This is a genomic window from Flavobacterium sp. DSR3-2, assembly GCF_049896525.1.
In the GTDB taxonomy this organism is placed as follows: Bacteria; Bacteroidota; Bacteroidia; order Flavobacteriales; family Flavobacteriaceae; genus Flavobacterium.
This window is the reverse complement of sequence record NZ_JAFCUM010000001.1, coordinates 551471-570346: the sequence shown is the minus strand read 5'-3', so window position 1 is coordinate 570346 and position 18876 is coordinate 551471. Positions and strand designations below refer to the sequence as shown.

The following is an 18876-nucleotide window of genomic DNA, read 5'->3' as shown; positions in this document are numbered from 1 at the left end:
TTGCCACCAGATAACTTTAAACATTTAAACATTAAACTTGAAACAAAATAAAAATGGATTTAAAAGAAAAATTACTATCATCTTTTATGGCTTTCGAAGAGCGCATTGATGTTCACGCTGAACTTCATGACGTAAGAACTGCCGCCATAAAAAACTTTGAAAATAAAGGTTTCCCAACCAAAAAAGACGAAGCTTGGAAATACACGTCACTAAACGCCATCTTAAAAAATGACTTTACCGTTTTTTCAAAACAAGATAATGCAGTTGAATTTAATCATGTAAAAAAATACTTTTTACACGAAGTAGACACGTACAAAGTAGTGTTTATTGATGGGGTTTTCAGCTCGCATTTATCGTCAACCACACACGAAGGAATTGATGTTTGTCTGATGTCATCGGCATTGACCAAACCAAAATACAAAATGGTAATTGATACTTATTTTAATCAAATTGCCAACAGAGACGAAAGTTTGACGTCATTGAACACCGCTTTTGCTATTGAAGGCGCCTACATCAATATTCCAAAAAGTAAAGTAGCGGATAAACCAATTGAGATTATGTATTTCTCAACAGGGAATGAAGCGGCGCTTTTGGTTCAGCCGAGAAACTTGGTGATTGTTGGAGAGAATTCACATGTCCAAATTATTGAGCGCCATCAAAGCTTAACCGAAAACCCGGTATTAACGAATTCCGTTACCGAGATTTTTGCTCAAAAACGTGCTATCGTTGATTATTACAAAATTCAAAACGATACGCTTGAAGCAAATTTAATTGATAACACTTATGTTTCTCAGAAGCAAGAAAGCCATGTGTCCGTTCACACGTTTTCTTTTGGTGGAAACCTTACGAGAAACAACTTGAATTTTTATCACTTTGGCGAACGTTTAACAAGTACTTTGAACGGAATAACGATTATTGGTGAAAAACAACATGTCGATCATTACACTTTAGTGAAACATTCCACTCCAAATTGTGAAAGCTTTCAGGATTATAAAGGAATCTACGCTGATCGTTCTACGGGAGTTTTTAACGGAAAAGTGTATGTGGAGAAAGATGCTCAAAAAACAAATGCATTCCAAAAAAGCAACAACATATTATTGAGCGACAAAGCGACGATCAATGCAAAACCACAATTAGAGATTTTTGCTGATGACGTAAAATGTTCGCACGGTTGTACCATTGGACAATTAGACGAAACCGCAATGTTCTACATGCAACAACGCGGAATTCCTAAAAAAGAAGCCAAAGCGTTATTGATGTATGCGTTCTCAAATGCCGTTATCGAAAACATTAAAATACCGGAGTTAAAACAACGAATCACCAAAATTATCGCTACGAAATTAGGCGTGAAAATAGGATTTGATTTGTAATCAACACTAAGAAGAAGTTATAATGGTAACCCTGTCAGAGTTTAAAACTCTGACAGGGTTTATTTTTTTAGGAGCTTTTCCCGCCATTAGTTGCAATCTTTTATTGTTTTAAAGAAAACAATAAAAGGATTTTCACTGCTATCGGGGCTAAAATTATTCTATTGAATTAAAATAGGCAAAAGATTGAGGGGGTGTCAAATTATAATCTTCCTTAAGATTTTTTGGTGTTTTAAATCTTCTCTTATTTTTAATTTGAATCGCAAAACCTTGTTCTTTGTCAGCAAAATATTCATAGAAATAATCTTCTGTTATTCCAGAATATTCTTTGGTTTTGTCCCAAAGCGTTTTAAGATCAAAATTGAATATTTCACCAATTTCAAATTCACCAATCACCTTTTGAACAGGTGAAGACGCATAAACTAGGACTGAAGTGACATTTTGGTTTTTAAAAATAGCTTTTCTGAATTCAAATTTTTTAGTACCATCAAATATCTTATTTGCAAATTGGGGCTTAATTGACATTACTACTTTCATAACTATTTTTTGATTTTATATGCAAAATTAATTAAATCGTTGAACTGTTCATTAGTTAATTTTATAAAGCCTAAAGGTATGCTTTTACTGTCTTCAAAAATCTTTAAGTCAATTAAATTTCTTATGGTTGGTTTGGGAGTTGGTAATGAATGTGCAAACAAAAAATTAATCACAAAAGGTCTATACTTAGGATATTTATCCCACCACTTATTTCTTAAATCATCTTTAGAGATCATAGTTTTCCTATTACAAGAGTCGAAAAAATCATCAAAAGTTTTAAAATCATTTTTAATGTTTTCCACTATACAAATAGTCGTGATAGTACTTGTATAAATTTTTTGAGTCCCTTCTTCTCCGATTCTATAAATTAAAACAATATCGCCAGATTTTAAATTTCTATCTTTTGAATGTGAAATATAGGCTTTACTTATTCGATTTCTGTGAGGTTCGTTTTCAGTATATTTAGATTTATCTTCTCTTGTATTTATACTGTCTGGAAAAAGCTCTGTATGATATTGAGGTTCAATTTTTATAATATATTTATCTGTTTCTCTAGAAAAGAACGGAAAAGTTAATTTAGGATTTTGAATGTTCTTTGGTAAATTTTTACCAAATGATCTGACATATACTCGTTCTTCTCCATTTTTGGTTGTTTTTAATCCGTGGTAAACAAATCCCCATTCTTCAAGCATTTCAATTAGCTGTTCTTGTTCAGGCCTTTTGACAAAAAGAGTGACATAAATTTCTTCAACTTTATACTGAATAGCATTGTCAAAGATAGTTTTAAGAAATCGCTCTCCAATTTTATATCCGTTTCCCGTAACTTTTAAAGTACCAATTTTTAATCTCTTTTTTGGTTGAAAAACAGGTGAAATGTTTGAGTAATTTTCTTCTTCACTTTCTGTTTTTACAAAAAGAAATGCTGTTAAATTTCCATCACTATGACACACATAACACGACTCTTCCGATTTGCCATTAAACCAAACATCAAATTCCGTATAATCTTCTCTAAAACTATCAAAAAATGATTCTTTAATCTTTACCTCTGCAAAATCAACTTTTTTTACAGCTAAAACTTTAAAATTGACTAATTCTGGATTTTCTGCAGTAACTTTTTCAAGGAAATTTTGAATTTTAAAAACTCTTTCACTTATTCCAAGCAAATTGGCTTTAGTGTGAATTTTTTTATCTTCTGAAATTAAGATATAAACCCTACCTTCATAAACTTCATTTAAGATTTGAGTGTCATTTATATCATTATCTTGATTATCTACTTTTTTGCTTACTTTTAATATTTCTTCTCCTAATGGAGCTTGATGTTTTAGTAAATTGTAACTCTGAATCTTAATACTCATTGTGTCAAGAGCATTTGGGTCTTTATATCTTTCTAATTCTTCGACTGTTAAAGGATGAATGTGTTTTGAGTACTTTAGATTATCAATCCATTTGAAAAGTTGCCCAATTTCTGGTTTGTATATTTTACTCGCTTCTCTATGAATAATGATATTGGTATCTAGTAAAATTTTCATCATTAAATAATTTCCATTAGTTGAGTATAGTTTCTATCTTTTATTTCAATGTGAGGTATTGAATATTTGTCGGAAAGATATTTTGCATATTCTATTTCCATTTGTTGTAATTCATTCAAAACTTTAACATCATAAATTTTGCCATCTCTTGCTTCTAATCTTTTTGCAATTTTTTCAACTACATCAATTACAATCCCTATAGCTTTTGGATTAATTTGGTCAAAAGTATCTTCATCAATTCTACTTGGCATTCCATCTGAATTTAATAGACAGAAATGACCATCAAGAAGATATTTTTCATCTGTTCTAATTAGATTTTCCAGCCCTTTTATTAATCTACTTTGGGTTGAAGCAATATTTTTTACAAGTTTATTATCCCTATTGCTAATTTCTTCCCATTTTAATATTTGACTAGCAGTAAGGTGAATTGAGCCAGTTTTTAAAGCTATTTCATTACAAATTGTACCTTTTCCAACACCGTGAATTCCTCCAATAAAGATTATGTTTTTCATAAATTACTTAAAACGAGTTAAATGCTTTTGTAATATTAATGAAAATAAATAAGAATGTAAGTATTTACTTCTTTAAACTTCCCGCAATCCCTTTCAACATTCCATTAAAATCAAATTCAGGTTCTTCGGTTAAACCCATTCGTACAATCACTAAATCAAGTGACGGAATAATCGCCACCATCTGACCTTGAAAACCGCTGCAGTAATACATATCTCTTGGCACATCAGGAAAATGTCCGTTGGCATTGAGCCAAAAATGTCCGCCATATCTTCCGTCAGATCTATTCGTAGGAGTTGCAGTATATTTCTCCCAACTTTCGTTGAAAATTTGTTCGCCGTTCCAGTTGCCTTTGTGCAAATACAACAACCCAAATTTTGACCAATCTTGTGTTGTAGCCCAACCGTAGGATGAACCTACATAATTTCCGGCCATATCTGTTTCGATTACCATAGAATTCATTCCTATTTTATCAATCAAAGCCGAATACCAAAAATCTAAATATTCCTGATGCGTTTTGAACTGTTTTCGCAAAATCCCGGAAAGCAAATTCGTCGTCCCTGAAGAATAATTCCACCGCATATTGGGTTTATATTCCGCCGGTTTTTCTAATTGCGCGCGAGTCATATCTTCAGACTGAAAAAGCATTTTGGTGGCATCAGAAATAGTCGCGTAATCTTCCACCCATTGTAAACCGGAATTCATGTGCAGCAAATCGCTTGTTGTAATCAATTTTCGGTTGTCATTCGCCCATTCTGGAATTGGCACAGGGTCATTAATGTCAAATTTTCTTTGTTTCTCCAAAATTCCAAACATGGTACTAGTAATACTTTTGGTCATGGACCAACCTAATAATTTACTATTTTTATCAAAACCAGTATCGTACTTTTCAGCAATGATTTTGTCTTTATAAATTACTAAAAGGGAACGCGTTCTTTTTTTGATTTGCCCTTTTGTGTCAAAAGCATTGGCTACAGCGGCATTCAATTTAGTATAATCAACGTTACTAAAAATGGTGTCTTTAGGTTCCTCATTTCCATACGGAAAAGGTAAATTGTTGTTCAATTTTGTTCTTTTGGGAACCAAATACGGTTTTGAAATATCAAAATCATCGTTTATTAAAGTCACACCCAAACCTTTGCGGTAAATTGCTTTTCGTTCTTTCAAACCGTAAACCGAAGCAACGGCAAACTTTTCGGCATCTTCAATTTTGTTTTTGGCCAAATCAATCATGTCGATATCATTGTCGCCTTTCTCAATCATTTCCTGCGATCGGTTATCAATAAAATGTCCCGAAGCGATGCTTTTGGCTGAAAAGCCAGAAATTAAATCCAGTTTTGGATAAGTAGTGAACCCCAAATAAAAGATTCCGATAAAAGAAGCAAAACCAACGAGCTTGAAGAATTTTTTCATAGAGAATTAATTTGAAGCAATTTAATAAAAAAGAATCACATTTTTGAAACACTTAGGAATACTGAAAAATGATTTTTCTATGAACAAATATTTTTTATTTAAACCATTAAGAAATTAAGTTTCATTAAGAATTAACACTTAATTTTTCTTAATTTATCAATGGTTAAATTTATAAAGAGAAATTGTTTCATAAAATCTTCCGATTTACCAAAAAGTAAGGTTTGAAGTCGTATTATATTTTTCTAAATCGTAAATAGTAATAACTTTTATTAACAAGTGTTTGCCAAAAATTAATTCCAATTTCACTACTTTTGTATTTAGAAAAATTCTAAATAATGAAAGGCTAATTTCAAATTAGTATATCTAAAAAAATGTTTAGTATTGGCGTTCCTTCGAACCAATAAAATATTAAAAAAAGCAGACACATGTTAGACATTAATAAAATAAGAGCCGACTTTCCAATTCTTTCGCAAAAAGTAAATGGAAAACCGTTGGTTTATTTCGACAACGGAGCCACTTCGCAAAAACCACAGGTTGTGATTGATGCGATTTCAAAATATTATCAGGAAATCAACGCTAATATTCATCGTGGCGTTCACACGTTAAGTCAACTAGCAACTGATGCATACGAGATTTCTCGTAGTAAACTTCAAAATCACATCAATGCAAAATTTGCCCATGAAGTTCTTTTTACTTCGGGAACAACACATGGAATTAATTTAGTTGCCAATGGATTTGCTTCGATTTTGAAACCAGGCGATGAAGTTTTAGTTTCGGCATTGGAACACCACAGCAATATTGTGCCTTGGCAAATGTTGTGCGAGAAAACCGGAGCGAATCTACGAGTAATTCCAATGAATGAGAATGGCGAATTGATCATGTCCGAATATGATACATTGCTTTCAGATAAAACGAAGATTGTAACCGTAAATCATATTTCGAATGCTCTTGGAACTGTCAATCCAATTAAATATATGATTGACAAAGCGCATGAAGTTGGCGCGGCAATTTTGATTGATGGAGCGCAAGCCGTTCCTCATTTAAAACCAGATGTTCAGGAATTAGATTGTGATTTTTATGTTTTTTCAGGACACAAAATATGCGGTCCAACAGGAACTGGAATTTTATACGGAAAAGAAGCTTGGTTGAACAAATTACCGCCGTATCAAGGTGGAGGCGAAATGATCAAGGAAGTGACTTTCGAGAAAACTACTTATGCTGAGTTGCCTCATAAATTTGAAGCTGGAACACCAAATATTGCAGGAGGAATTGTTCTGGGAACTGCTGTTGACTATATGAATGAAGTTGGATTTGACAACATTCAACAGCAAGAAAAGGAATTATTAGAATACGGAACTAAACGATTATTGGAAATTGAGGGTTTGAAAATTTTTGGCACCGCCAAAGAAAAAACTTCGGTAATTTCGTTTAATATTGAAGGCATTCATCCGTATGATATTGGCACCATAATTGACAAATTAGGAATAGCTGTAAGAACCGGCCACCATTGCGCGCAACCCATCATGGATTTCTTTAAAATTCCGGGAACAATAAGAGCATCGTTTGCTTTTTACAATACCAAAGAAGAAATTGACATAATGGTTGCAGCTATTAAAAAAGCGCAACTCATGTTATCTTAAAAAAATTAAAATCATCAATACATGAAAATCTTATCATTATTATTTCTGACTATTTTTCTGGGAAACGGTTGCGATAGTGCTAAAGCACAAGATATTATAACCGCAGTTATTGAATACACGGCTAATACCAGAGGTTTCTATCAAAAGATAACGGTAAAAAATCAGATGTTGACGGTTTCGAAAGATAGAGACGGAAATGATAAAGCGGTACCAAAAAAATTATCGGATGCCGACTGGAAAGAATTAGTGACTTGTTTTACAACAGTGAAATTGGATAGCTTGTCTCAGCTCAAAGCACCCAGCGAAAAACGTTTTCATGATGGTGCAGCTATCGCCAAACTGAAAATTACCATTAAAGAGAAAGCCTATGAAAGCACTAGTTTTGATCACGGTTTTCCACCAAAAGAAATAAAGAAATTCGTAAATATGATAACATCATTAGCTAAAAAATAAAACTGAAATAAATTCAGCAGAGTATGAAAATTAAAGAAATACAAGATGAAATTGTTGATGAGTTCTCCATGTTTGACGACTGGATGGAGCGGTACGAATACATCATCGAATTAGGAAAAAAACTCCCTTTAATCAAAGAAGAATATAAAACTGAAAACAACATTATCAAAGGTTGCCAGTCCAAAGTGTGGTTGCAAGGAGAGCAAACGGATGATAAAATTATTTTCACTGCTGACAGTGACGCCATTTTGACTAAAGGAATTATTGCGATATTAATTCGTACTTTTTCCAATCAAAAAGCATCTGATATTCTGGCAGCCGATCTGAATTTCATTGATGAAATAGGTTTGAAAGAACACTTGTCGCCAACACGCGCCAACGGATTAGTATCGATGATAAAAAATATAAAAATGTATGCTTTGGCATTCAGCACGCAGAACTAATCATGGTTTTTAAACCACATAAGACATTTAAGGTCATGTAAGTAAGAACAAAACGAAAATTTATGACAAAAACATATTTAAAAGATTTAATTTATCAGGTTAATGGTAGTGCTATAGAAGTACATAAGTATCTTGGTCCTAATCTCTTAGAAAGTGTTTATCATACGTGTTTGAAAAAAGAATTAACAATTAGAGGTTTTGAATTCCAAACTGAACTTATAATACCTGTTAATTATAAAGGTTTAGAACTTGAAACAGGTTTAAGATGTGACTTATTGGTTGAGAAAAGTTTAGTTGTCGAACTGAAAGCAATAGAAAAAGTTCTACCCATTCACGAAGCTCAAATTTTAACCTATATGAAACTATTGGAAGTTCCGATAGGGTTAATATTAAATTTTAATGTGACTCATATTTTTAAAGAGGGACAAAAAACCTATGTAAATGAAAGATATAGATATCTAGAAGATTAAAAAAATAACTTAAATGACCTTATATTCCTTATATAGTTCAAAAAAATAATAAAAAAATAAATTGTTGAAAAATGACACAAGAAATAGACACAACTGAATTAGGAGAATCAATCGTAAAAATATTAAAGACTATTTATGATCCGGAAATTCCTGTCGATATTTACGAATTAGGATTAATTTACGACGTGATGGTCAATACGGATTTTGAAGTAAAAATCCTGATGACGCTTACCTCCCCAAACTGCCCGGTTGCAGAAAGTTTACCACGAGAAGTGGAGGAAAAAGTAAAATCATTAGAGAATGTAAAAGACGCTGAAGTAGAAATAACTTTTGATCCGCCTTGGAGCAAAGATTTAATGAGTGAAGAAGCAAAATTAGAATTGGGAATGCTTTAAAATGGCGCGGACTCAACCCAAATCTTTAAACGATCAAAAAATTGGATTAAAATCTTCTGTTGATTCGCTTTTTTTTATACCCCGCTTTTTCAAAGAAATTTGGCGTACTAACAAAACGTTATTCTTGACATCAGCTTTTTGCAGAATCGTTGCGGCTTTGTTGCCCGTTGCAATTTTATGGGTTGGAAAACTCATTTTTGATGCCATTATACAAATTACAACACATGGCGAAAAGGATTATTCTACGCTTTGGCATTCTGTGGCAATAGAGTTTATACTCGTAGTGTTATCTGATTTGGTAGGTCGGGCAATTTCACTTACCGATGGAATTCTTGGAGATCAGTACAATATCAATAGTTCGATTAAAATTATTAAAAAGACTAATGAAATCGATATTAGTCTGCTGGAAAATTCTGAATTTTACGACAAGCTTGACCGAGCAAGAACGCAAACGGCAGGTCGTGTCGATTTAATGTCGAATGTTTTAGGTCAGGCGCAAACTACTATTTCAATCTTTTCGCTTGTGATAGGATTGATTTATTTTGAACCTTATCTAATTGTCTTATTAGTTTTAAGCATTTTTCCGTCCTTTGTTAACGAAGTACGTTTCAGCCAACAACAATATTCACTGGCTAGAAGCTGGACTTCCGAAAGAAGGGAATTGGATTACCTTAGATTTATTGGAGCCAATGATAAAACGGCAAAGGAAATTAAGCTTTTTGGATTAACTAGTTTTCTGGTCGAAAGATTTGAAACCCTTGCGACGCGCTACTTTAAATTAAATAAATCGCTCGTTGTAAAACGTTCCAGTTATGGGTTTTTATTCAATGTTTTAGGATCAATTAGTTATTATGCAGCGTATGTTTTTATAATTTACAGGGTACTTTCAGGTGGAATTACACTTGGTGAATTAACTTTTTTATCCGGTAGTTTCAATCGTTTAATGAGTAGTCTGCGAGATTTTTTTTCGAAATTTACTCGGATATCAGAAAGCTCTTTATATCTGAAAGATTATTTTGATTTTCTTGACATCCCGTCCGAATATAAAAATGAAAAGGAGGTTCCACTGCCAGAAAAAATCAAAACCGGATTTGAATTTAAAAACGTCTATTTTGCTTATCCGGAATCTGATAATCAAATAGTAAAAGATATTAGTTTTAATATAAAAGCGGGAGAAAAAATAGCATTCGTTGGTCAGAATGGTGCCGGAAAAACAACACTGACCAAACTACTGCTTCGGTTTTATGAGCCAACATCGGGTGAAATTTTGCTTGACGGCATTAATATAAATCGATATAATAAGGCCAATTATCAGGAATATTTTGGAGTCCTTTTTCAGGATTTTTTCAAGTATGAATTTTCAGTGAAAGAAAATATTGCCATCGGAAAAATTGATGAAATTAATGATTCCGAACGAATACAAAAAGCGGCTGAATTAAGTTTGGCTGACGAAGTTGTTTCTGAATTAAAGTATGGCTACGAACAACAACTCGGAAAACGATTTGCCAAAGGCCAGGAACTATCCGGCGGACAATGGCAAAAAATTGCATTGGCACGGGCTTACATGAAAAACGCTGAGGTTATGATTCTGGACGAGCCCACATCGGCACTAGATGCCAAAGCCGAAAGCGAAGTTTTTGAACGGTTTATAGGATTAATAAAAGATAAAACCAGTGTAATAATCTCTCATAGATTTAGCACTGTGAGACAGGCAGACCGTATTTTAGTCTTACAAGAAGGTAAGATCTTAGAATCAGGTACGCATAATGAGTTAATGGAAAACAATAAATTATATGCCCAACTGTTTACACTCCAGGCTGAAGGCTATCAATAAAAGAATAGTATGGAAAATGAAATTATAAATAAAGTTGCCAATAGTATTTTGGTGGTTTTTGATCTTGAAGATTATTATCCAACAGGGATTCGCACGCAAATTGATATTTCGCAATGGCTTTTTGATGGATTTTTATTAAAAGAAAAAGACTTTAGAGTGGAATTAAAAAAGCACGATTGGACACAATATCAAAATCAATATGTGGCAATAAATTGCAGTACCGATGCTATTGTTCCGGCTTGGGCTTCCATTTTGGTTGCGATTCAATTAGCGCCATTTGCAAAGAAAATCATCAATGGAACTTTGGAAGATTTAGACGCTTCACTTTATGAAGAATTACTGTCTGAAATTGACTATTCAGATTATAAAAACAAGTCTATTATCATAAAAGGATGCTCCAAAAAACCGGTTCCGATGCGGGCTTATGTTTTGGCAGCACATTACTTACAGCCTTTTGCGCGAAGCATTATGTATGGTGAAGCCTGCTCCGCCGTTCCACTTTATAAATCACCTAGTAGATAATTTTAAATTTATTTTCTAAAAAAAGTCTTTCAATTTTTGAAAGGCTTTTTGTTTACTCCAGTTTTAGCTAGCTGCGTTGCAAACGCTATAGATTGTCTTAAAATTTAAGTAGGCGATCGACGCCGACAATCATTATAGAATGAAGACACTCAATCCTCTTGATATTCTCTCTCTAAACTTTACGATAACTCCATAGTACTTGCCAGTGACCGGTTCTCCCGTAAAAAAACGGGACAAGCTGTTCAACACGGCTTTCATTGTTTATGCTAAGCACGAAACGAAAGCCTAGCTGTTGGCAGTAGTTGTTATTTTAGTTAATGTATAATTTAGCAATCTCTTCTATAAAATCTTGAGGATGAGAACCCATTAAATTTGTCAAAATTACTATTGAAACATTTTTATTAGGATAAATAAATAATGTATTTCTTGCACCACCCATTGAAGCAATTATTGGATTTTCAGCTCTTGAACTTAATGAAAAACCAATTGAACTTCTGTCGAACAAACCATTCTCTTCATATGGTTTTCCGTTTTCTAATTCAATAGGTTTTAAAAGAATTTTAAGATTTTCACCATTAATTAATTGATTAGTTTGTAATGCAATTACCCATTGTGCCATTTCGGTTGCTGTTGCATATAAACCACCTGCAGGCAATAAATTTGAAGGCATTGGTTGATAAACATTAGATAGAACATTATTTCTAAAATAAGTATACGGTCTTGCTGAGTGATTAATAATATTGTAAAAATCCCCAATTCCTGCCTTCATGGCGTTTTTCATTCCTGCTTTTTTGAATTGGTTTTCCGTAATAAATTTTTCAAACGACTGTCCACTAATTTTTTCTATAAGCATTCCTAGAAGCATGTAATTTGCCAAGCCTTCTCTCACATGTTTTCCAGGTTGAAAAGTAAGTGGTAACTTTTTGATGTTTTCGAATAAAATATTGCCATCCTCGGAAAGCATATTGCCTTGTGAATCCCAAACATCAGGAAGTCCCGATTTATGGGTTACAAGCTGTTCTACGGTAATTTTTTGCCAAGTTTTGGGTAATTTATCCAAATAATTTGAAATAGGTTCTTCTAGATTTAATTTTCCATTTTCTACTAATTGCATGATTGCAACTCCTGTGAATGCCTTGGTAATAGAATTAATGCTAAAAACGGTTTGACTATTTACAGCAATTGAATCTTGAATATTAGCGAATCCATAATGACTTGTTTTTACAATAACATTATCTTTAATAACCGATAATTGTAAACCGACAATTTTATTTTTTTGAATAAGTTCTTTTATTGCAAGATCGACTTTGTCTTCTTGTGCATAAGTATTATTAAAAACCGTTAAAATGGTGATTAAAAGCAATATTTTTTTCATGTTTTCTTTTGTTTGATTTTACGTTTATGGTGGGTACAATTACTGCCAACTCGTTTATAGGCTTGACAAAATCAGACCTGTCACCCCAAAATTAAAGAGATAGGTCTTACTGCTGTCAGACTTTATTTATTATCAAATATATTGATTTTTTCTTACAAATAGTCTAGAAACCCCGAATAGGAATTAACACCGCTAACCCCCGCATGAAGGATGGCAGCGAAAATCCTCCCGATTTTTCTTCGGGAGATTGCAACGAACAGCCTGACGCAGCTGCGACGCAGAGAAAGCTGGGGCATGCCCAAAAAAAAATCCCTCTTGAAATTTCAAAAGGGATTGCTGTATTTATTTTTTAGAGAAAATTATTCGATTTCTTCCTCGTCTTTTTCTTCTTTTTCCACTGCATCTTTATAATCCGGATACAAAAACTTATTGTACGGAAAACGGGTAATGTGAATGTGTCGGACCGCTTCGTAAACGCGTTCTCTGAATTCCTCGAAATTCTCTTTGTTGGTAGCCGAAATAAATAATGCATTTTGCTCGCCTACTCTGCTCATCCAGGTCGATTTCCATTCTTCCAGCGTGTAATGTCTTGGCGTTTTTTCGGTCATTAAATCATCCTCATCAATGGTCAAATGCTTGTAAGCATCGATTTTGTTGAAAACCATAATTACCGGTTTGTCATTGGCTTTGATGTCCAATAACGTTTGGTTTACCGATGCGATATGATCTTCAAATTCAGGATGAGAAATATCAACTACGTGCAATAACAAATCAGCTTCGCGAACTTCATCCAGTGTACTTTTGAACGAATCAACCAGTTGTGTTGGCAATTTCCTGATAAATCCTACAGTATCCGAAAGCAAGAAAGGCAGGTTCTTGATGACCACTTTCCGAACGGTGGTGTCCAAAGTGGCAAAAAGTTTGTTCTCTACAAAAACATCACTTTTCCCTACGGCATTCATCAAGGTTGATTTCCCAACATTAGTATATCCCACCAAAGCCACACGAACCATTGCGCCACGATTGCCGCGTTGCGTTCCCATCTGCTTGTCGATACTTTTTATTTTTTCTTTCAATAATGCGATTCGGTCACGCACAATACGTCTGTCGGTTTCAATCTCCGTTTCGCCGGGTCCACGCATTCCAATTCCTCCTTTTTGCCGTTCAAGGTGCGTCCACATTCCAGAAAGTCTTGGTAATAAATATTGGCATTGTGCTAATTCTACTTGCGTTCTAGCATACGAGGTTTCGGCACGTTGCGCAAAAATATCCAGGATAAGGTGCGTTCTATCGAGGATTTTACATTCTACAATTATTTTAGATATATTTTTTTGCTGTGAAGGCGATAATTCATCATCAAACACTAAAGTCGAAATATCATTTTCTTTTACAAATTGATGTATTTCTTCAATTTTTCCTGTTCCCACAAAAGTCTTGGGATTTGGACGTTCCATTTTTTGCGAAAAACGTTTCACCACTTCACCTCCCGCGGTAAAAGTCAAAAACTCCAATTCGTCAAGATACTCCTTGAGTTTCTCTTCACTTTGGTTTTGAGTTACGATACCAACAATAGCCGTTTTTTCGAAATTTATTACTTCTTTTTCTAACATATTTTTGAATAAGCTACAAATTTAATGATTTGATTTGTACTTATGAAGTTATCGGTTTATAAAAAATTAGAAGCCGTGAATAATGATAGTTTTTGGTCGAGCCAAAAATTAGATTACTAAAATATTTTGCCGCAAATTAAATAAATTAAGCCACTGATTTCTACAGATGAAACTGATTTTTTACTCCAGAACGAGAAAAGTTTTGCCACAGATTAGCACAGATTAAACGGATTTTTCTCTTGGCGATAAATAATCTGTGAGTATCTGCCACATCTGTTTTACCAGCGGGCTAAAGTGCTTATTTCCAAATAAAAATTTTGCCACAAATCAACATTTGATTTCAAAAAAAATCAGTGAAAATTCGGGTAATTCACGGTTAAAAAAATTTTAAAAAATTTGGAGCATTGATGGTTATTTTGAAAGCTCTTGTTTTTCTCTTGATCACATTAAATGCTAGTTCTGTTTAAGTAATTTACATCATTTCAAAATAGTTTCGGCAATACTTTTGACTTACTACCAGATAAATTGAACAAAACAGCACATTATTTCAAATTTTATTTGACTGTAAAGAGTGTGAAATAAACAATAAAGAGGTTACTTTTGCTTTCGCACTATTAGAATTTGAATTAAAACCCTTGCGTTTTTAAATAAATCGATTTCTTAAAAAAATATCCGAATGCTATTTCCAAACTTGGATTAATTATTAATTTATATTTTAAAAAATGAAGCAATTTCTTTTCACAGCCTTACTATGGCTAGCGTTTTTTAGCCCTGCAAAATCGCAGCAGTTAAAATCCCCAAATGGAAAATTTGTAATGGAGTTTATATTACTAAATGACGGAACTCCAAGTTACAGTTTAAATTACAAAAGTAAAGGAGTTGTCAAACCCAGCAAATTGGGTCTTGAATTAAAAAATGACAAAAAATCATTATTAAATGATTTCATTGTTATTGACACCAAAACAACAACTTTTGATGAAAATTGGAAACCAGTTTGGGGTGAAGTTGCCTTCATTCGCAATCATTATAACGAATTGGCAGTAACATTAAAGCAAAAAGAAACCGACCGACAAATTGTTATTCGATTTCGTTTGTTTGACGATGGTTTAGGATTTCGTTATGAATTTCCTTCACAAAAAAACCTAACTTATTTTGTAATAAAAGAAGAAAGAACGCAGTTTGCCATGACTGGCGATCACACGGCATTTTGGATTCCAGGCGATTATGACACTCAAGAATACGATTATACGACCTCAAAATTGTCAGAAATTAAAGGCTTGTCAGAAAAAGCAACTACCGCAAATGTTTCGCAAAAGTCGTTTTCTACAACAGGAGTTCAGACTTCGCTAATGCTAAAAACAGCGGATGGCTTGTATATCAATTTACATGAAGCGGCATTAATCAATTATTCTTGTATGCATTTGAATCTTGATGATAAAAATATGGTTTTTGAATCCTGGTTGACACCAGATGCCAAAGGCGATAAAGGATATATGCAAGCCCCAAATCATTCGCCTTGGCGCAGCATAATTGTTAGTGATGACGCAAGAGAAATTCTAGCTTCAAAAATGACGTTGAACTTGAATGAACCCTCTAAAATTGAAGATACTTCATGGATAAAACCCATCAAATATGTGGGTGTCTGGTGGGAAATGATTACCGGAAAAAGTTCTTGGGCATACACGGATGAGTTTCCAACGGTACAACTTGGCGTGACTGATTTTTCAAAAGCAAAACCAAATGGAAAGCATGGTGCAAACAACACCAATGTCAAAAAATACATTGATTTTGCAGCTAAACACGGTTTTGATGCGGTTTTAGTCGAAGGCTGGAATGAAGGTTGGGAAGACTGGTTTGGACACTCTAAAGATTATGTTTTTGATTTCCTGACGCCGTATCCGGATTTTGATGTCAAAGGTTTACATGAATACGCCAAATCAAAAGGCATTAAAATGATGATGCACCACGAAACTTCGGGTTCTGTGCGTAATTACGAACGCCACATGAATAAAGCGTATCAGTTTATGAAAGACAATGGGTATGATGCCGTAAAAAGTGGTTATGTTGGTTCTATCATTGAAAACGGTGGAAATCACTATAACCAATTTATGAATAACCACTTTCAATACGCAATAGAAAAAGCAGCCGATTATAAAATTATGGTGAATGCACACGAGGCGGTTCGTCCAACTGGTATTTCCAGAACGTATCCCAATTTAATTGGTAACGAAGCCGCAAGAGGAACAGAATATCAATCTTTTGGCGGATCTAAACCAAATCACGTAACGGTACTGCCTTTTACCCGTTTAGTGGGCGGACCGATGGATTATACGCCTGGAATTTTTGAAATGGATTTAAGCAAATTGAATCCAGATAATAATTCTCATGTCAACAGTACGATTGCAAATCAATTAGCATTGTACGTAACGATGTACAGCCCGTTGCAAATGGCAGCCGATACACCGGAAAATTACGATCGCTTTCCGGATGCTTTTCAGTTTATCAAAGATGTAGCAGTAGATTGGTCTGACAGCAAATACCTTGAAGCAGAACCAGGGCAATATGTGACCGTTGCACGTAAAGCAAAAGTGACTAACAATTGGTTTATTGGTAATGTAAACGGAGATACTACTCGTACGTCAACCATCAAATTTGATTTCTTGGAAAAAGGAAAAAAATATACGGCTACGATTTATGCTGATGCAAAAGATGCGCATTATAAAACCAATCCACAAGCGTATACTATTCGCAAAATGACAGTGACTAACAAATCAAAACTAGCACAACTCAGTGTTCCGGGTGGAGGTTATGCGATAAGCATCGTTGAAATCAAAAAGTAAATAACTAAAAAAGGCTGTCCAAATAGACAGCCTTTTTTGATTTTATAATAGTCTTAAACTAATTTACTTTAATCAGTTTAACATTAAAAACAAGAACAGAACCTCCTGGAATTGGTCCTCTTTCATTGCTTCCATAACCAAGGTGAGCAGGAACTAAAAGAATTCCGTTTCCACCTTCTTTAAAAAAAGGAATGCCTTCTGTCCAACCTTTTATAACTTGATTTAAGCCAAAAGAAATACCTTCTGCTTTACTTTCATCAAAAACTTTTCCATTGGTAAAATACCCTTTGTACGCTACCATAACACTAGATGAAGCTGTTGGTTGAGCGCCAGCTCCCGCTTCATTAACCACATAATACAAACCTGAATCGGTTTTTGTGGCAGTCAATTTATTTTTGGCAATATAATCCACGATTTCTTTTTCGTTTTGAACTGTGTAATCAACAGGTTTAGATGCTTCATTATCCGATAAGCAAGAAACAAATAATAGAGAAACTAATGCTAATAAAGTAGATTTCATAATTTAATTTAAATGTTAAAGCTGCAAATATAGTAATTCAAGCAAAGCCTTTTATAAAAATCATTTAATACCAAAAACCTGAACGTCATCTACTTGAAAAGCACCATCCAAAGCCAGATTTTTTCCGGAACCAGTATATTTAAAAGCAATGTTAATTTTACCTTTATATGAAGATAAATCTACTGCGCCACTGCCTATAAATTGATACCAAGGTGTGGCTTGCTTGGGCAAATTAACGGCTAACGGAACCCAAGTTGCTGTAGCAAAATTCAACCCGTCAAAATTACCGGAAACATATACTTCCAAAGAATTTAATTGCGAATCAACGTCTAAATGATGTTGAGCCGATCTAAAAGATAAAACTTCTTTCGAGTGAACCTCCATATCTATTTTCGGCGAAATCAGCCAAGCTACATTTGAAACAACTTTAGTTCCAGAAATATTAAATTCGGCGTATCCATTTCCCGAATAAACGGTGCCTTTCCAGAAAAGTGTTCCTTTCTGCACCAAATTGGACCAACCCGGGAGACTTAATTTCGATTTATCAACCACGGTTTCAAAATTTTCAACAAAAAAAGGAACCAGTCGAGTCTCGGTCATCACAACATCTTTTTCGGAACGGGGCAATAATTGGTAATCCGTTCCGTATTTCGTCAAAATTCCCCTTACTTTTCCGCTACCTTGCGGAACTATTTTACTCGCAAAATCAGAGAAACTACTGGTCCTAAAATACACTTTATTGCCTAATTTATCTATTAAACCCCAATTGGTAGCGCCGCCCACGTTATTGGCTTCCTCAAAATAATGTCGTCCTACAGCTTCGGCTGAAAATTGCACGTCAGACAATTCGACCAACGTATTCAAATTAGCATCGTTCAGCAATTCCGACATGATTAATGACCGAACAAGAACCTCTTCCTTTACGTTTGTACAAGATGCATTCAGCACTTTTTTATATTCATTTTGCGAAAGCCGTCCTACTCCGCCTTCATTATAGGAATTCACAAAAATGCTTCCGATGCGCATGCCACCGAACGAAATATCCGTGTATTGGTTTTTCAACTTTATGTATACTTTATTGCCCAATCTATAATCAATATACAAATTTGTAGCATCCACAGGAACGCTAAATCCTATGGCTGGTGTGGTGGCTGTTGCCAAAGTCTGAAAGGAAATCGACTTAAAAAAATTCCCCGATTCATCGCTGGAAACCACATACGCCTCGATGACATCATCGTATTTGTATTGCGTTACAATGGCATTTACAACCGCATGAACTTCGCTCACTGTTTTATTTGTAACTAAATCCTGTTGTGTACAAACTAGTTTTGGAGCCACAACTTCATCTGTCACGCAACTACCAAATGTGATTATCATCAGTAAAAATAGAAAGGTTTTGTAGAATATTGATTTCATAT

General features: G+C 34.2%; 18 protein-coding genes. 10 read left to right on the top strand and 8 right to left on the bottom strand.

Going from position 1 to position 18876, the window contains the following annotated elements:
- Nucleotides 1-53 precede the first annotated feature (53 nt).
- Complete coding sequence (gene sufD, locus ACP7AV_RS02530) at nt 54-1370, top strand: Fe-S cluster assembly protein SufD (protein ID WP_426090631.1); 1317 nt, start codon at nt 54-56, stop codon at nt 1368-1370.
- A 153-nt stretch (nt 1371-1523) separates the two neighbouring features.
- On the opposite strand, the gene ACP7AV_RS02525 is transcribed toward sufD, so the two are convergent.
- The 4 genes from ACP7AV_RS02525 to ACP7AV_RS02510 form a co-directional block, all read right to left on the bottom strand.
- Nucleotides 1524-1904 carry a hypothetical protein gene (locus ACP7AV_RS02525; RefSeq protein ID WP_426090630.1) on the bottom strand — a complete coding sequence of 127 codons (381 nt, stop codon included), beginning with the start codon at nt 1902-1904 and terminating at the stop codon, nt 1524-1526.
- Between the two features lie 2 nt (nt 1905-1906).
- Nucleotides 1907-3433, bottom strand: coding sequence for a PIN domain-containing protein (locus tag ACP7AV_RS02520; protein ID WP_426090629.1), 1527 nt, complete (start codon nt 3431-3433; stop codon nt 1907-1909).
- A gap of 2 nt (nt 3434-3435) precedes the next feature.
- Nucleotides 3436-3945, bottom strand: a complete 510-nt coding sequence (locus tag ACP7AV_RS02515) for an ATP-binding protein (RefSeq protein ID WP_091203411.1) — start codon at nt 3943-3945, stop codon at nt 3436-3438.
- Nucleotides 3946-4009: 64 nt separating this feature from the next.
- Nucleotides 4010-5356 (bottom strand): serine hydrolase domain-containing protein, encoded by a 1347-nt coding sequence (locus ACP7AV_RS02510; RefSeq protein WP_426090628.1) that lies wholly within the window; start codon nt 5354-5356, stop codon nt 4010-4012.
- Nucleotides 5357-5781: 425 nt separating this feature from the next.
- Here ACP7AV_RS02510 and ACP7AV_RS02505 point away from each other — a divergent pair, with 425 nt between their 5' ends.
- From ACP7AV_RS02505 to ACP7AV_RS02475, 7 genes are all read left to right on the top strand, one after another.
- The gene (locus ACP7AV_RS02505) at nt 5782-6996 is read left to right on the top strand and encodes an aminotransferase class V-fold PLP-dependent enzyme (RefSeq protein WP_426090627.1); all 1215 of its coding nucleotides are present in this window, start codon (nt 5782-5784) and stop codon (nt 6994-6996) included.
- Between the two features lie 21 nt (nt 6997-7017).
- Nucleotides 7018-7449, top strand: a complete 432-nt coding sequence (locus ACP7AV_RS02500; RefSeq protein WP_426090626.1) for a hypothetical protein — start codon at nt 7018-7020, stop codon at nt 7447-7449.
- Between the two features lie 23 nt (nt 7450-7472).
- Nucleotides 7473-7892, top strand: a complete 420-nt coding sequence (locus tag ACP7AV_RS02495; protein WP_426062396.1) for a SufE family protein — start codon at nt 7473-7475, stop codon at nt 7890-7892.
- A gap of 62 nt (nt 7893-7954) precedes the next feature.
- Complete coding sequence (locus tag ACP7AV_RS02490) at nt 7955-8362, top strand: GxxExxY protein (RefSeq protein ID WP_426090625.1); 408 nt, start codon at nt 7955-7957, stop codon at nt 8360-8362.
- 71 nt (nt 8363-8433) lie between these two features.
- On the top strand, nt 8434-8757 hold the full coding sequence (locus ACP7AV_RS02485; protein ID WP_103998658.1) for an SUF system Fe-S cluster assembly protein: 324 nt from the start codon (nt 8434-8436) through the stop codon (nt 8755-8757).
- Between the two features lies 1 nt (nt 8758).
- Nucleotides 8759-10591 carry an ABC transporter ATP-binding protein gene (locus ACP7AV_RS02480; RefSeq protein ID WP_426090624.1) on the top strand — a complete coding sequence of 611 codons (1833 nt, stop codon included), beginning with the start codon at nt 8759-8761 and terminating at the stop codon, nt 10589-10591.
- Between the two features lie 9 nt (nt 10592-10600).
- Complete coding sequence (locus ACP7AV_RS02475; RefSeq protein ID WP_426090623.1) at nt 10601-11113, top strand: DUF2480 family protein; 513 nt, start codon at nt 10601-10603, stop codon at nt 11111-11113.
- A gap of 310 nt (nt 11114-11423) precedes the next feature.
- On the opposite strand, the gene ACP7AV_RS02470 is transcribed toward ACP7AV_RS02475, so the two are convergent.
- Nucleotides 11424-12488 (bottom strand): serine hydrolase domain-containing protein, encoded by a 1065-nt coding sequence (locus ACP7AV_RS02470; RefSeq protein ID WP_426090622.1) that lies wholly within the window; start codon nt 12486-12488, stop codon nt 11424-11426.
- A 203-nt stretch (nt 12489-12691) separates the two neighbouring features.
- Between ACP7AV_RS02470 and ACP7AV_RS02465 the strand changes: the two genes are divergently transcribed.
- Nucleotides 12692-12841, top strand: a complete 150-nt coding sequence (locus tag ACP7AV_RS02465; RefSeq protein ID WP_426090621.1) for a hypothetical protein — start codon at nt 12692-12694, stop codon at nt 12839-12841.
- 6 nt (nt 12842-12847) lie between these two features.
- Here ACP7AV_RS02465 and hflX read toward each other — a convergent pair whose 3' ends face one another.
- Nucleotides 12848-14098: a GTPase HflX gene (gene hflX, locus ACP7AV_RS02460; RefSeq protein WP_426090620.1), complete on the bottom strand. Its 1251-nt coding sequence runs from the start codon at nt 14096-14098 to the stop codon at nt 12848-12850.
- Nucleotides 14099-14820: 722 nt separating this feature from the next.
- On the opposite strand from hflX, the gene ACP7AV_RS02455 reads away from it, so the two are divergent.
- A complete protein-coding gene (locus ACP7AV_RS02455) occupies nt 14821-16938 on the top strand; it encodes a glycoside hydrolase family 97 protein (protein WP_426090619.1) in 2118 nt (705 codons plus the stop codon).
- 58 nt (nt 16939-16996) lie between these two features.
- Here ACP7AV_RS02455 and ACP7AV_RS02450 read toward each other — a convergent pair whose 3' ends face one another.
- Entirely contained in the window at nt 16997-17458 is a 462-nt protein-coding gene (locus tag ACP7AV_RS02450; protein WP_426090618.1) for an FKBP-type peptidyl-prolyl cis-trans isomerase, read from the bottom strand.
- 60 nt (nt 17459-17518) lie between these two features.
- Nucleotides 17519-18874 carry a DUF5689 domain-containing protein gene (locus ACP7AV_RS02445; protein WP_426090617.1) on the bottom strand — a complete coding sequence of 452 codons (1356 nt, stop codon included), beginning with the start codon at nt 18872-18874 and terminating at the stop codon, nt 17519-17521.
- Nucleotides 18875-18876 lie beyond the last annotated feature (2 nt).